Source organism: Pseudomonas sp. MYb13 (assembly GCF_002980075.1).
In the GTDB taxonomy this organism is placed as follows: Bacteria; Pseudomonadota; Gammaproteobacteria; order Pseudomonadales; family Pseudomonadaceae; genus Aquipseudomonas; species Aquipseudomonas lurida.
Genome location: NZ_PCQI01000002.1, coordinates 213492 through 228267, shown reverse-complemented (window position 1 = coordinate 228267; position 14776 = coordinate 213492). Strand labels below are relative to the sequence as shown.

General features: G+C 59.1%; 15 protein-coding genes. 6 read left to right on the top strand and 9 right to left on the bottom strand.

Annotation, left to right across the window (positions count from 1 at the left end; genetic code table 11):
- Positions 1-121: 121 nt before the first annotated feature.
- Positions 122-1231 (bottom strand): ABC transporter ATP-binding protein, encoded by a 1110-nt coding sequence (locus CQ002_RS04580; protein ID WP_105161719.1) that lies wholly within the window; start codon positions 1229-1231, stop codon positions 122-124.
- A complete protein-coding gene (argF, locus tag CQ002_RS04575) occupies positions 1228-2148 on the bottom strand; it encodes an ornithine carbamoyltransferase (RefSeq protein ID WP_105161720.1) in 921 nt (306 codons plus the stop codon). Before argF ends, CQ002_RS04580 begins: the two co-directional genes overlap by 4 nt.
- A gap of 434 nt (positions 2149-2582) precedes the next feature.
- Between argF and CQ002_RS04565 the strand changes: the two genes are divergently transcribed.
- On the top strand, positions 2583-4691 hold the full coding sequence (locus CQ002_RS04565) for a molybdopterin oxidoreductase family protein (protein ID WP_105161721.1): 2109 nt from the start codon (positions 2583-2585) through the stop codon (positions 4689-4691).
- 77 nt (positions 4692-4768) lie between these two features.
- A complete protein-coding gene (grxD, locus tag CQ002_RS04560) occupies positions 4769-5107 on the top strand; it encodes a Grx4 family monothiol glutaredoxin (protein ID WP_016970749.1) in 339 nt (112 codons plus the stop codon).
- Positions 5108-5209: 102 nt separating this feature from the next.
- Here grxD and bfr read toward each other — a convergent pair whose 3' ends face one another.
- Positions 5210-5680 (bottom strand): bacterioferritin, encoded by a 471-nt coding sequence (gene bfr, locus CQ002_RS04555; RefSeq protein WP_010212744.1) that lies wholly within the window; start codon positions 5678-5680, stop codon positions 5210-5212.
- A gap of 201 nt (positions 5681-5881) precedes the next feature.
- Positions 5882-6100 (bottom strand): bacterioferritin-associated ferredoxin, encoded by a 219-nt coding sequence (locus tag CQ002_RS04550; protein ID WP_010564137.1) that lies wholly within the window; start codon positions 6098-6100, stop codon positions 5882-5884.
- A 244-nt stretch (positions 6101-6344) separates the two neighbouring features.
- On the opposite strand from CQ002_RS04550, the gene CQ002_RS04545 reads away from it, so the two are divergent.
- Complete coding sequence (locus CQ002_RS04545) at positions 6345-6947, top strand: peroxiredoxin (protein ID WP_003172097.1); 603 nt, start codon at positions 6345-6347, stop codon at positions 6945-6947.
- Between the two features lie 64 nt (positions 6948-7011).
- Here the strand turns inward: CQ002_RS04545 and rnt are convergent, their stop codons facing one another.
- Complete coding sequence (gene rnt, locus CQ002_RS04540) at positions 7012-7683, bottom strand: ribonuclease T (RefSeq protein ID WP_010564138.1); 672 nt, start codon at positions 7681-7683, stop codon at positions 7012-7014.
- The gene (gene pyrC / locus CQ002_RS04535; RefSeq protein WP_105161722.1) at positions 7680-8726 is read right to left on the bottom strand and encodes a dihydroorotase; all 1047 of its coding nucleotides are present in this window, start codon (positions 8724-8726) and stop codon (positions 7680-7682) included. Before pyrC ends, rnt begins: the two co-directional genes overlap by 4 nt.
- Before the next feature lie 156 nt (positions 8727-8882).
- Between pyrC and CQ002_RS04530 the strand changes: the two genes are divergently transcribed.
- The 3 genes from CQ002_RS04530 to CQ002_RS04520 all read left to right on the top strand — a co-directional run bounded on the left by CQ002_RS04530 (position 8883) and on the right by CQ002_RS04520 (position 12405).
- On the top strand, positions 8883-9791 hold the full coding sequence (locus CQ002_RS04530; RefSeq protein ID WP_034102410.1) for an OmpA family protein: 909 nt from the start codon (positions 8883-8885) through the stop codon (positions 9789-9791).
- Positions 9792-9933: 142 nt separating this feature from the next.
- Positions 9934-11151, top strand: coding sequence for an argininosuccinate synthase (locus tag CQ002_RS04525; RefSeq protein WP_034102411.1), 1218 nt, complete (start codon positions 9934-9936; stop codon positions 11149-11151).
- A gap of 621 nt (positions 11152-11772) precedes the next feature.
- A complete protein-coding gene (locus CQ002_RS04520; protein WP_034102412.1) occupies positions 11773-12405 on the top strand; it encodes a response regulator transcription factor in 633 nt (210 codons plus the stop codon).
- Positions 12406-12489: 84 nt separating this feature from the next.
- Here CQ002_RS04520 and CQ002_RS04515 read toward each other — a convergent pair whose 3' ends face one another.
- The 3 genes from CQ002_RS04515 to rsxB form a co-directional block, all read right to left on the bottom strand.
- Entirely contained in the window at positions 12490-12672 is a 183-nt protein-coding gene (locus CQ002_RS04515; RefSeq protein ID WP_034102413.1) for a PA3496 family putative envelope integrity protein, read from the bottom strand.
- Between the two features lie 107 nt (positions 12673-12779).
- The gene (gene nth, locus CQ002_RS04510; RefSeq protein WP_038847851.1) at positions 12780-13418 is read right to left on the bottom strand and encodes an endonuclease III; all 639 of its coding nucleotides are present in this window, start codon (positions 13416-13418) and stop codon (positions 12780-12782) included.
- 151 nt (positions 13419-13569) lie between these two features.
- Positions 13570-14733 (bottom strand): electron transport complex subunit RsxB, encoded by a 1164-nt coding sequence (rsxB, locus tag CQ002_RS04505; protein ID WP_105161723.1) that lies wholly within the window; start codon positions 14731-14733, stop codon positions 13570-13572.
- Positions 14734-14776: the final 43 nt, after the last annotated feature.

Genomic DNA, 14776 nt, shown 5'->3' with positions numbered 1-14776 from the left:
CGTGCATGCGACCAAATGTGGGAGCGGGCTTGCCCGCGAAGGCGGTGTATCAGCCAATAACAGGTCGACTGACACTCCGCCTTCGCGAGCAAGCCCGCTCTCACAGGTTGCCCCGGTTTCTTCAGTTAGCGGGGCTGTGGCGGCGCACGCCTGATTCGCCTTGGGGGATTTGGGCGGCAGTGCTGCCGGACGCCTGGAACAACACCAAGTGTTCAGCGGCGACCCGAATCCCGACATCCGCACCCACCTGATGGTCTGCATGGCTGGGGAAAATCGACTCCAGCTGCGCGCCGGTCGGCAGTTGCAGGCGGTACAAGGTCGACGCGCCGAGGAAGGTCTTGCCGACGATCCGCGCATTCAATGCGCTGTCCGGTGCGTAGACGATGTCATCCGGGCGCAGTAGCACGTCCACCGCACCGCCGGTAGGCCATGTGTAGGCGCGGTTGCCGCGCAACTCACCCAGTTCGGTGCTGACCGATTCCGGCGAGCTCAATTGGCCACGAATGAAGTAACCCTGGCCGATAAAACTGGCGACGTAAGGCGTCTGCGGTTCGTGATAAAGGTTGTACGGCGTGTCCCACTGCTCAAGCCGGCCCTCTTTGAATACGCCGACCTGATCGCTGACAGCGAAGGCTTCCTCCTGATCGTGGGTGACCAGGATCGCACTGGTGCCGCGTGCCTTGAGGATGTCGCGCACCTCGTGGCTCAGTTTGCGTCGCAACTCGCCATCGAGGTTGGAGAACGGCTCATCCAGCAGCAACAGCGCCGGTTCTGGCGCCAAGGCGCGGGCCAGGGCGATGCGTTGTTGCTGGCCGCCCGAGAGCTCGTGGGGGAAGCGCTTGCCCAGGTTCTTCAGGTTCACCAGTTCCAGCAGTTCAGCCACCACGCGGTCTTTTTGCGGGTGCTTGCGAATGCCGAAGGCGATGTTGTCGGCCACGCTCAGGTGGGGAAACAGCGCGTAGTCCTGGAACACCATGCCGATGCGACGTTTCTCCGGTGCCAGGGTGAACCCGGCACTGGAGATCACTTCGCCGGCCAGGCTGATTTCACCTTCGTGCACCGGCTCAAACCCTGCGATCGCCCGCAGCGTAGTGGTCTTGCCGCAACCCGATGAGCCCAGCAGGCAACCGATGTCGCCAGCATTGAGGTGCAGGTTGAGGTTCTGCACCACCCGTTGATCTTGGTAGCCGCATGCCAGATTGCGCAGGTTCAGCAGTAATGGATGGCTCATGCGTGGTGGTACGACGGCGGAACGAGGAACTCGAGCAGCGCTTTTTGCGCGTGCAGGCGGTTTTCTGCCTGGTCCCAGGCGACCGAGCGTGGGTCGTCGAGCAGGTCGAGGCTGATTTCTTCGCCACGGTGGGCTGGCAGGCAGTGCATGAACAGTACATCCGGCGCAGCCAGGTCGAGCAGGGCACGGTTTACCTGGTACGGGGCGAACAAGGCAAGGCGCTGGGTGGTTTCGTCTTCCTGGCCCATGGAGGTCCAGACGTCGGTACTCACCAGGTGCGCGCCGACCACGGCGTCGCGTGGGTCGCGTACGAGGGTCACGCGGTCACCGGCTTGTGCCAGGAAGCGTGCGTCCGGCTCGTAGCCTTCAGGGCAGGCAACGCGCAGGTGGAAGTCGAATTGGATAGCAGCTTCTATATAGCTGTTGCACATGTTGTTGCCGTCGCCGATCCAGGCCACGGTCTTGCCCTGGATCGAGCCACGGTGTTCGAGGAAGGTTTGCATGTCGGCCAGCAGCTGGCACGGGTGCAGGTCATCGGACAGGCCGTTGATCACCGGTACGCGGGAGTTGGCGGAAAATTCGGTCACCGTGCTGTGGGCAAAGGTACGGATCATCACCGCATCGAGCATGCTCGACAGGACAATGGCGCTGTCGGCGATAGGCTCGCCACGGCCCAGTTGGGTGTCGCGCGAGGACAAAAAGATGGCTTGGCCACCCAGTTGGATCATGCCGGCTTCGAAAGACACGCGAGTGCGGGTCGACGACTTCTCGAAAATCATCCCAAGCACACGGTTTTTCAAAGGCTCGAACAGTACGCCGCGGTTACGCAGGTCTTTGAGCTCAATGCCTCGACGGATCACGCTGACCAGCTCTTCGGGCGTGCAATCCATCAGGGAGAGAAAGTGCCTTGCGCTCATCATTAACTACCTTTTTGCAACAGACCGCAGATACTCAAAGCCTTGTTTATTGTGACAACGGGCGAGACCTGCGGCGAAAGCCGCACGGGGCGACGAAATAGGGGAAGGCGCGATCTTATAATTAAATGTCGCGTCTTACCAATAGGGCTACGGTTTTTAGGGGCGTTCAAGGAGGGCGCGGGAGCGCTTTTGAAGACGAATTCCAGACAGCAGCAGGTCATTTGTACACTGGCGTCACGACCTTTTGCAATGCGCGGGGACGGCTGCAGGCCAGGCTGCGTCGGTTTCAGGGCGCATGTGCGAAGTTTTTGAAACATTTGCTCATGCTTGGCCATGGCTTGGCCTGATGCTCATCGATTCACGGCACTGACGTTGGTGGTGCCTTGGCCGTTCGCGGCCCATAGTGGGATCAAAGCCCTGATAAGAGACTGGCCATGACCAAGACTCTCCACCACCGTGCCTGCCATCTGTGTGAAGCCATTTGCGGCCTGACGCTGGAAACGACTCAAGCCGACGATGGCAGCCTGGCGATCACGTCGATCAAGGGCGACGCCCAGGACAGTTTCAGTCGTGGGCATATCTGTCCCAAGGCCGTCGCGCTGCAGGATATCCAGAATGACCCCGACCGCCTGCACCAGCCCATGTTGCGGGTGGGCAGCGAGTGGCAGCCGATTGCCTGGGACGAGGCCTTTGCGCTCGTCGCCGAACGGCTGGCGAGGATCCAGGCGCGGCATGGGCAGAATGCCGTGGCGGTGTATCAGGGCAACCCCAGCGTGCATAACTATGGGCTGATGACCCACAGCAACTACTTTCTTGGCCAGTTGAAGACGCGCAACCGGTTTTCCGCCACGTCGGTAGACCAGTTGCCTCATCACCTCACCAGCTACCTCATGTACGGCCATGGCCTGTTGTTGCCCATCCCGGACATCGACCACACCGACTTCATGCTGATCCTGGGTGGCAACCCATTGGCGTCCAACGGCAGCATCATGACCGTGCCGGATGTCGAGAAGCGTCTCAAGGCCATCCAGGCCAGGGGCGGCAAAGTGGTGGTGGTCGACCCACGGCGCAGCGAGACGGCGGCGATGGCCGATCAGCATCTGTTCGTGCGCCCAGGCGGTGATGCGGCCTTGTTGTTTGGTGTGCTCAACACCTTGTTTACCGAGCACCTGACGCGCGACAGCCATCTGCCGGTTGAAGGCCTGGAAGATGTCCGCCGTGCCATCGCCGGCTTTACTGCCGAAGCCATGAGCCGCCAGTGCGCGGTGCCTGCCGAGCAGATCCGCCAACTGGCGCGAGACTTTGCCGCCGCGGACAGGGCGGTGTGTTACGGGCGCATGGGGGTCTCGACGCAGGCGTTCGGCACCCTCTGTCATTGGCTGGTGCAATTGATCAACCTGGTCACGGGCAACCTGGACCGTGTCGGTGGCGCGTTGTGCACTACACCGGCGGTGGACCTGGTGGCATCGACCGGAGGCGGGCATTTCAACCGTTGGCAGAGCCGGGTTTCCGGGCGGCCGGAGTACGGCGGAGAGTTACCGGTGTCCGCCTTGGCTGAAGAAATGCTGACTGAGGGCGAAGGGCAGATCCGTGCACTGGTGACGGTAGCGGGTAATCCTGTGTTGTCGACGCCTAATGGTCGTCAGTTGGAACAAGCCCTCGATGGCCTGGAGTTCATGGTCAGCATCGACCTCTATATCAACGAGACCACCCGGTATGCCGACCTGATCCTGCCGTCCACGTCAGCGCTGGAAAACGATCACTACGACACGACCTTCAACCTGTTCGCGGTGCGTAACGTCACCCGGTTCAATCGGGCGATCCTGCCCAAACCGGTGGGCGCGTTGCATGACTGGGAGATCTTTGTCGGCCTGGCCCAGGCGTTCGCGGCCCACACCGGCGCAATGCTCAAGCCAACGATGCCGCCCGCGCAGATGATCGATTTCGGCCTGCGTGCCGGGGTATACGGTGATGCGTCCAGTCACAAGGTGTCCGTGGCAATGCTGGCGGATCATCCCCATGGTCTGGACCTGGGGCCGCTCCATCCCAATCTTGCTGCTCGGTTGAAAACCGCTGACGGCAAAGTGCAGGCGGCACCGCCGGTGATCCTCGCCGACCTGGCACGGTTTGCTGCGCAGCCGATGCCGGTGGCCGACGAACTGCTCCTGATCGGCCGACGTCATGTGCGCAGCAATAATTCCTGGATGCATAACTACCACCGGCTGGTGAAGGGCAAGCCGCGCCATCAGTTGCTGATGCATCCGGATGACCTCGCCAGTCGGCAGTTGAGCGATGGCCAGCGTGTGCGCGTCAGTTCGCGCATCGGCATGATCGAAGTGGAAGTGCTGGCCAGCCTGGACATGATGCCCGGCGTGGTCAGCCTGCCCCATGGTTGGGGCCATGGGCGACCGGGCGTACAAATGACGATCGCCAGCGGGCAACCAGGGGCGAGTGCCAATGACTTGACCGACGAGCGGCAGTTGGATGAGTTGTCGGGCAATGCTGCATTGAACGGCGTTCCAGTGCAGGTAGCAGCGGCCTGAGCACCACGCTGGAATTTTGCGTTACAATGCGCCACCGTGCCGACCTGTGAGTCGCAAAGTTCCAGCCGAGGTGTTCCATGGATATCATCGAAACGATCAAAGAGCAGATTGCCAACAACACCATTCTGCTTTACATGAAGGGCGCGCCAAACGCTCCTCAGTGCGGTTTCTCCGCGAAGGCTTCCCAGGCCATCATGGCGTGTGGCGAAAAATTCGCTTACGTGGATATCCTGCAAAACCCTGAAATCCGTGCCAACCTGCCGAAGTACGCCAACTGGCCTACCTTCCCACAACTGTGGGTAGCCGGTGAGCTGGTCGGCGGTAGCGACATCATCGTTGAGATGGCGGCTGATGGTTCGCTGCAAACGTTGATCAAAGAAGCAGCCGCCAACGCTGCCGCCAAGACCGACGCTTGATTGTTGCAGGGGCCGGCGAGCCGGCTCCTCTAATACGCGGTCAATAAAAAGCCCCGCTTCTCGTGAGAGAGCGGGGCTTTTTTGTACCTGCGCGCTGAGGGCTTATTCGCCCATCTGCGATTGCAGGTAGTTTTCCAGGCTGACTTTGTCGATCAGGCCCAGTTGGGTTTCCAGCCAGTCGATATGTTCCTCCTGGTCTTCCAGGATGTCCTCCAGCAGTTCACGGCTGCCGAAGTCGCCCTTGGTTTCGCAGTGAGCGATGGCGGCCTTGAGGTCGCTGTGGCTCTTGCGCTCGAAACCCAGGTCGCTGCCGAGCATTTCCTGGGTGTGCTCGCCGATGTTCAGCTTGCCCAGGTCCTGCACATTCGGCAGGCCTTCCAGGAACAGGATGCGCTTGATCAGCGCGTCAGCGTCCTTCATGGCCTTGATGGATTCTTTGTATTCACGCTTGCCCAGCTTTTCCAGGCCCCAATCGTCATACATGCGTGCATGCAGGAAGTACTGATTGATCGCGACCAGTTCATTGGCAAGGATTTTGTTGAGTTGCTGGATGACTGAGATGTCGCCTTTCATGACTGGGGTCCTGCCCTGTAATAGCTGTGTATAGGGCGGAGTTTGAGCGGCGAACTCCTTAGTGTCAAACCTAAGTTATTGAATAATAAATGAAAATTAATCGGAATAAGAATGTTTGTGTTCCGCGTCTTGACGCTAACTAATTGAATTACGGGCATAAAAAAACCGGACACTAAGTCCGGTTCTTTAAAACACTCCCAATCAGGCGTGTGTAAATTCTGCTGAATAGGGGAGCGCGGCCTGGGCTGTCTGCAGCTGCGTCAGGGTTTCCCGTACCACTTGCTTGGCGAGGCAAGCACATTTACCGCACTGGCTGGCAACGCCGGTGGTTTCACGTACTTCCTTGTAGCTGCAGCAACCTTCATAGATTGCTTCGCGGATTTGTCCGTCGGTGACGCCAGTACAGAGGCACACATACATAAGGGAGAACCGTCGCGGGTTTAAGGCTTAAGTGCGATGGATCTTAATGTTAACGAGAATGATTGTCAAAGTAGATTCGCAGGGTATCTGCTGGTATCGCGCCCGCACTGACGAACGGTTTTTTCAGTGTATGATGGTTGGTCTTCACGAAGCGTGACCGCGTCACAGGGCTGTCGCTTGAATGCGGCAGACTCAAGGCCGGTCCTTTTACTTCAATCGTCACCCTCACATCAGGAGATATCCAATGAGCGTACTCGTCGGCAAACAAGCCCCGGATTTCGACGTCCCAGCCGTCCTCGGCAATGGCGAAATCGTTGACAGCTTCAAACTGTCTGAAGCCATCAAAGGCAAATACGGCCTGGTATTCTTCTACCCGCTGGACTTCACCTTCGTCTGCCCGTCCGAGCTGATTGCCCTGGACCACCGCATGGACGATTTCAAGGCGCGCAACGTTGAAGTGGTCGCTGTTTCCATCGACTCCCATTTCACCCACAACGCCTGGCGCAACACTGCCATCAACGATGGCGGCATCGGCAAAGTCAAATACACCATGGCTGCCGACATGAAGCACGACATCGCCAAGGCCTACGACGTTGAATCCGAAGGCGGCGTGGCTTTCCGTGGCGCATTCCTGATCGACGACAAAGGCGTGGTTCGCTCGCAGATCATCAACGACCTGCCACTGGGTCGTAACATGGAAGAGCTGATCCGCCTGGTTGACGCCCTGCAATTCCACGAAGAGCACGGCGAAGTCTGCCCTGCCAACTGGAAAAAAGGCGACAAAGGCATGAACGCTTCGCCAGAAGGCGTTGCGGCTTACCTGACCGAGAACGCTGGCAAGCTGTAGGCCAGAATCGAGGTAAAAAAAACCGGCCTGTGAAGGCCGGTTTTTTTATGCGCGGGATTCAACGTCAGTCGTTGAAGTCTTCCCAGCCGCCCATCTGCTTCCAGCGGTTGACGATGCCGCAGAACAGCTCGGCAGTCTTCTCGGTGTCATAGCGGGCCGAGTGGGCCTCACGCCCGTCAAAGTCGATGCCGGCTGCCTGGCAGGCTTTCGCCAGCACGGTCTGACCGTAAGCAAGGCCAGCGAGGGTCGCGGTGTCGAAGCTGGAGAACGGGTGAAACGGGTTGCGCTTCATGTCCAGGCGCGCCACGGCAGCATTCAGGAAGCCCAGGTCGAAGCTGCTGTTATGGCCGACCAGGATCGCGCGCTTGCAGCCATTGGCCTTCAGCGCCTTGCGCACGCCACGGAAGATATCGGTCAGCGCCGCTTCTTCACTCACCGCCATGCGCAGTGGATGATCGAGCTTGATCCCGGTGAACTCCAAGGCTGCGGCTTCGATGTTGGCGCCTTCGAACGGCTCGACGCGGAAGAAGTGGGTGTGTTCCGGGAACACGAAACCCTGTTCGTCCATGCCGATGGTGGTCGCGGCGATTTCCAGCAGCGCGTCGGTGGCGCAGTTGAAACCACCGGTTTCTACGTCGATGACAACCGGCAGATAGCCGCGGAACCGCTCGGCCATCGGGTGACGGGAACCGCCACCACTGTGCTCGTGTTCGTCATCGTAATGGTCTTCACTCACTTGCTTTCCTCCAGCAGGCGCCAGCGCAGTGTTTCACCGGCGCGCAGCGGGATAACAGTCAGCTCGCCAAACGGCAGGCTGGCAGGGGCGGTCCAGTCTTCACGGACCAGGGTGATGCGGTCGGTATTCGCCGGCAGGCCGTAGAATCGCGGACCATTGAGGCTGGCGAACCCTTCGAGCTTATCCAGGGCGTTGCGCTGTTCGAACGCTTCGGCGTACAACTCGATCGCGGCATAGGCGGTGTAGCAACCGGCACAACCGCACGCGGCTTCTTTTGCATGCTGGGCGTGTGGGGCGGAGTCGGTGCCGAGGAAGAACTTTGGATTGCCGCTGGTGGCGGCATCCAGCAAGGCCACCTGGTGGGTATTGCGCTTGAGGATCGGCAAGCAATAGAAGTGCGGCCGAATCCCGCCCACCAGCATGTGATTGCGGTTGTACAGCAGGTGATGTGCCGTAATGGTTGCGCCGACGTTGGCCGAGGCCTCGGTGACGAATTGCACGGCATCGGCGGTAGTGATGTGCTCGAACACGACCTTGAGGGTCGGGAACAGCTCGACTACACGGCGCATATGCTCGTCGATGAAGATCTTCTCGCGATCGAACACGTCCACATCGCCACGGGTGACTTCACCGTGGATCAGCAGCGGCATGCCGACTTCCGCCATGGCTTCGATGGCTGGCAGGATCTTGTCGATACTGGTCACGCCGGAATCGGAGTTGGTGGTCGCGCCGGCCGGGTACAGCTTGGCGGCGTGCACGAAACCGCTGGCCTTGGCCTCACGAATTTCTTCGGGCGGGGTGCGGTCAGTGAGGTACAGCACCATCAGCGGTTCGAAGCGGCTGCCGGCCGGCCGTGCAGCGAGGATACGCTGGCGGTAGGCGTCGGCTTGCTCGGCGTTACGCACCGGAGGTACCAGGTTAGGCATGATGATGGCGCGGCCAAACGTGCGCGCTACATCGGCCACGGTGTGGGGTAACGCAGCACCATCGCGAAGATGAATATGCCAGTCGTCGGGACGCAGCAGGGTCAGGCGGTCGGACATTGGGGATTCCAGGCGGGTCAATCTGGTGGGAATGCTACCGGAAAAGACTCTTGCAGGCACTCGCTATCAAGTTTTGCAGGATGCAACCGATAGCCTTTCGTATGCCTTATCGATGTATGACGCCTTGAAGTGTTGTAGAAACCAGTGGAGCCTCCCGTGCGCCAGCATTATCTAGCCCTGCTCAGTGTGTTTGCCAGCCTGCCTGCGATGGCCCTCACGTTCCAGACACGTCTGGAGAATATTGAGTGGAAGGTAGAGGGCGACCAGTTCGAGTGCCGCTTGACCCAACCGATCACCGACTTCGGTTCGGGTGAGTTCGTGCGCCGGGCCGGTGAGCAGGCGACGTTTCGCCTCAAAGCCTATAACGGCTCGCTGGGCGCGGGCTCGGCCACGTTGCTGGCCGCCGCGGCCCCTTGGCAGCCTGGGCGCGGTGATATCAACCTCGGCGCGGTGCGTGCCGGCAGTGGCGACGTCTTGTTCAACAGCTCCCAGGCCCAGGCCGGGCGCCTCTTCACCGGGCTGCTGGAAGGGCGTAGCCCGACGGTCCGCCACTACGGGCGTGAGGGCGGCTACTCGGAAATCCGCTTGTTGCCGGTCAAATTCAACAAGGCCTATAACGACTACCAACTCTGCACCACCAAGCTGTTGCCGATGAATTACGACCAGGTCAAGCAGACCGAAGTCGGGTTCCCCGGTGGCGGAATCGAGCTGGATGCGGCGGCCAAGAAGAAACTCGACGTAATCCTCGCGTTCATGAAAGCCGACCCCACCGTCAACCATATCGAGTTGAACGGCCATTCGGACAACAGTGGCAACCGCCTGACCAACCGCGACGTCTCGCGCCGTCGTGGCTTGGCAGTCATGGACTATTTGAAGGCCAATGGCATCCAGGAATCGCAGATCACCCTGCGTTTCCATGGCGAAAGTTACCCACTGGCGCCCAACACCAATGCGGCCAACCGGGCACGCAATCGGCGCGTGAATATCCAGCTTGAACGCGTGGCAGCCCCCGAGAAACCAGCGCCCACAGCCACTGGCCCGAGTAACCCAGCACATACTTCATAAATTGCTGCCCTGAGGTGCGGCTATCGGTCGCCCGTTCGACATAATCTGTCGCTTTATCTTCATTTGCTGTCGCGCCTCTGTAAATTCGCGGTTTTGGTCGGTAGAATCGACGCCTTTCCGTACAACCCCGTGGAGTGATGGCATGGCCGACGTAAACAAGGTCGTTCTCGCGTATTCCGGCGGCCTGGACACTTCGGTGATCCTCAAGTGGCTGCAGGATACTTATAACTGTGAAGTGGTGACCTTCACCGCTGACCTGGGTCAGGGCGAAGAGGTCGAACCTGCACGTGCCAAGGCGCAAGCCATGGGCGTGAAAGAGATCTACATTGACGACCTGCGCGAAGAGTTCGTCCGCGATTTCGTTTTCCCGATGTTTCGCGCCAACACCGTCTACGAAGGCGAGTACCTGCTGGGTACCTCCATCGCACGCCCGCTGATCGCCAAGCGCCTGATCGAAATCGCCAACGAAACCGGCGCCGACGCCATTTCCCATGGTGCTACCGGCAAGGGCAACGACCAGGTGCGTTTCGAACTGGGCGCCTACGCGCTCAAGCCAGGCGTGAAAGTGATCGCTCCTTGGCGTGAGTGGGACCTGCTGTCCCGTGAGAAGCTGATGGATTACGCTGAAAAGCACGCCATCCCGATCGAGCGTCACGGCAAGAAAAAGTCCCCGTACTCGATGGACGCCAACCTGCTGCACATCTCCTATGAAGGCGGCGTGCTGGAAGACACCTGGACCGAGCACGAAGAGGACATGTGGCGCTGGACCGTCTCCCCGGAGAACGCCCCAGACAAACCGCAATACCTGGAGCTGACCTACCGCAACGGCGACATCGTCGCGCTGGACGGCGTCGAAATGACCCCAGCCACCGTACTGGCGACCCTCAACCGTATCGGTGGCGAGCACGGTATCGGCCGTCTCGATATCGTCGAGAACCGTTACGTGGGCATGAAGTCCCGTGGCTGCTACGAAACCCCAGGTGGCACCATCATGCTGCGCGCCCACCGCGCGATCGAGTCCATCACCCTGGACCGCGAAGTGGCTCACCTCAAAGACGAGCTGATGCCCAAGTACGCCAGCCTGATCTACACCGGCTACTGGTGGAGCCCTGAGCGTCTGATGCTGCAACAGATGATCGACGCTTCCCAAGCCCACGTGAACGGTGTTGTGCGCCTGAAGCTGTACAAGGGCAATGTGATCGTTACCGGTCGCAAGTCCGATGATTCGCTGTTCGACGCAAACATCGCCACCTTCGAAGAAGACGGCGGCGCCTACAACCAGGCAGACGCAGCGGGCTTCATCAAGTTGAACGCATTGCGCATGCGCATTGCGGCCAACAAAGGTCGTTCGTTGTTCTAAGTCTCAACCTGTTACGAAGAGTGGCCCCTTGTACAAGGGGCCATTTTTTTTGCCTGTGGTTTTACAAAGCGCTGCGATGTTTATAGCGGTTAAACATGAATTGATGCTTTTCACCGCAACAGTTTCTCAAGCGACGGCCTTGATTGACTGGTTGGAAGTTTGGAGAGGAATGAATTTTTTACACCTGTGTAGGAACTAGTCTTACAGATAATTCACTCATGGAAGTACAGCGGGGATATAAAACGCTGAACGGTCTGTAGGAATTAAGGATGTAAATGAATATGTTGAATGGAACTAAAACAGCCGGACTCTTCTCGTCGTGTTTCTTGTTCGCCGGCAAGAGGCAAGGGGCGTTTCCTGACAGTTGCGTCAGGCACGTTTACCCAGCCCCTCTTGGCGCACGGATATTTCACTCAAAATATGTAAGTCCCCGGAAAGGTCTGAAAGGCTCCATAAAATCGGATGCGACCGAGATAGCGTTTTTTTGTAGGGAAATTCCTTTATCGCTGTGGGGTGGGTCTCTGCTTGCTGTTGCTTGGGGGGGAACGCTATGCCAACTATGAAACGACTAGGCTATTGTGCTTGCTCTAAATAATTCGAACAGCGAAATTGGACTTTCTCATGAATAAAGTGCTGATCGTGGATGATCATCCCGTCATTCGTCTTGCTGTGCGTATGCTAATGGAACGTCATGGTTATGAGGTCGTTGCCGAGACCGATAACGGTGTCGATGCGTTGCAACTTGCACGGGAGCATATGCCGGACATTGTCATACTGGATATTGGGATTCCCAAACTTGATGGGCTGGAAGTTATTTGCCGGCTGTCTTCTACCAAACAGCTCGCGCCGTTCAAGGTGCTGGTGCTGACGTCCCAGGCGCCGGGTCATTTTTCCATGCGCTGCATGCAGGCGGGCGCTGCCGGCTACGTGTGCAAGCAACAGGACCTGACCGAGTTGCTGAGCGCGATCAAGGCGGTCTTGTCGGGCTACAGCTATTTCCCGAACCAGGCGCTCAACTCGGTGCGCTCCACCATGGGCAATGCCAGTGAGGCCGACATGGTCGAGCGTCTGTCAGGCCGGGAAATGATGGTGTTGCAGCAGTTGGCCCGGGGCAGGACCAACAAGGAGATTGCCGACGGCATGTTCCTCAGCAACAAGACCGTCAGTACTTACAAGACGCGTTTGCTGCTCAAGCTCAATGCCCGCTCGCTCGTAGACCTGATTGAACTGGCCCAGCGCAACGGCCTGGTGTAGAGGAGGGCCCCGCACCGCGCATTGCCCCGGTAACCGGCAGAAAAAAGCCTCCGTGAGGGAGGCTTCCGGCCGTCGAGTCTTCGATCAGAGATCGAAGTCGTAATCGGCCAGTTGTTTTTGCAAGCGTCGTTCTTCCAGAAGATTGTCGATAGTGCGGCGTTTGCTCAAATTGGTCTTCGCAACCTCTGCCACGGGTGCCTCAATCCCATCGTCATCCGACTCAACGAGGTCGTCTTCCACTTCCAGTTGTTCTTTGCCAGTGCTCATAAGGTTCACTCCGGGCTAAGACTGCCGTTGGCGCTCCTTATAACGATAATCCATGATCGGGTAAAAAAGATTTTTTCAATCGGCTGATCAAAAAAACCAATGATTCCTCAATCGTCCGACGTTTTGTCCTTGTATTCGCACAGGTCTTCGATGCGACAGCTGCCGCAGCGTGGCTTGCGGGCCTGGCAAACGTAGCGTCCGTGCAGAATCAGCCAGTGGTGGGAATCCAGCAAATACGGCTTGGGCACGAACTTCATCAGCTGCTTTTCTACCTCCACCACGTTCTTGCCACGGGCAATGCCGGTGCGGTTACTCACTCGGAATATGTGGGTGTCGACGGCCATGGTCAGTTGACGGAATGCGGTGTTGAGCACCACGTTGGCGGTCTTGCGGCCAACGCCTGGTAGGGCTTCCAGGGCTTCGCGGGTTTGTGGCACTTCACTACCGTGCAGTTCCACCAGTAGGCGGCAAGTCTCGATAACGTTCTTGGCCTTGCTGTTGTACAGGCCGATGGTCTTGATGTACTCCGACAAACCCTCGACACCCAGCGCATAGATCGCCTCCGGTGTGTTCGCCACCGGATACAGCTTGGCGGTAGCCTTGTTGACGCCGACATCCGTGGATTGGGCCGACAGGATCACCGCAATCAGCAACTCGAACGGCGTGGTGTAGGCCAGTTCGGTCTTGGGTTCCGGATTGTCTTCGTGAAGCCTGCGGAAAATTTCCAGGCGTTTTGCGGCGTTCATGGGGCGGAGGGTTCCTTGCAAGCGGTCGACGTAAGGGTGAGCAGTGAATCCAGGCTTGGGATTCGGCGAGCAATAATCCGGGCAGGATAAACCATCGCCTCGGTGGTCGGCAGCGTGCACCTGCAGTCCAAGTGGCGGCGGCTGCGGTGGGTCAAGCGCCGGTGTAGACGTCCACCTGGCGCTGCGCCTCCTCCAGCTTATGTTGTGCGGCTTTCAATTGGTCCGTACTGGCGTCCGTTTGGCGTTGTAATTTGCTGACGTCGGCCCGGGCGTAGGCCAGTGCAGTTTTCAGCTGACGCAGTCCGGCGTCGATGGGGCGTTTTTCTACGCGCTGCAGATCTGGCCTGGGCTGCTCGCTGTCAGCTTCGGCATCATGCAAGGCTTGCTCCGCGCTGGACAGCGCAGCGCTCAAGGCGGCCAGTTGCTGCTCGTCAGCCTGCAGGTCCTGAGCTTTTTTCAAGTCGGCGCGCCGCATGGCCAACTGGATTTTCGCGCGCTTGAGTGCGGGGTCTTTTTGCGTGGGCACGTCGGTTGGAGCGGTGGCTTCCAGGGCCGTGAGTGCCTGCTCCGCTGCTTCGAACTGCTGCTGCAGGACGATCAACTGCGACTGCTGCTCGAAGGTCGGCGGGTGGCCGAACGCCTTCAGAGACTTGTGCAATTGGGCACGACTCATGGCAACCGTGATTTTGGCCTTCTTGATCGCTGCATCTCGGGCCGCCTGAGCGGCGTTGTTCTGCATGGGCAACGCGGGCGTCGAGCGCTTGGCCCGTGCCAGGCGTTCGGCGAGTTTGTCTGCTTCTTCCCGTTGCAGGCGCGCATTGCGTTGCTCAAAACGCCGCCGCGCCCGGTCGCGTTTCAAGCTGCGTTCATGGCGCTGTTGATCATTGGTCGCCAGGCCGCCCACGATCGGCAGCACGTTGGTCGTTGGGCGCATCTCGATGCAATCGACAGGGCAGGGCGCGACGCACAGGTCGCAACCGGTGCACTCATCAATAATGACGGTGTGCATCAGCTTGGCGGCGCCGACAATGGCGTCGACCGGGCAGGCCTGGATGCACTTGGTGCAGCCAATGCACTCGGCCTCGCGAATATACGCAACCTGGGCTGGCGCCTCCCCGCGGCGGGTGTCCAGGTCCAGCACGGGCACGCTCAGCAACTGCGCAAGGCCAGCGATGGTTTCCTGCCCTCCGGGCGGGCACTTGTTGATCGCCTCGCCACGTGCGATGCCCTCGGCGTAAGGCTTGCAGCCCGGGTGCCCGCACTTGCCGCATTGGGTCTGCGGCAGCAGCGCGTCGATGCGTTGAATCAAATTCATGGGGTGATCATTGGCATGCCGGTTGAACAAACAGGGTTCGTTG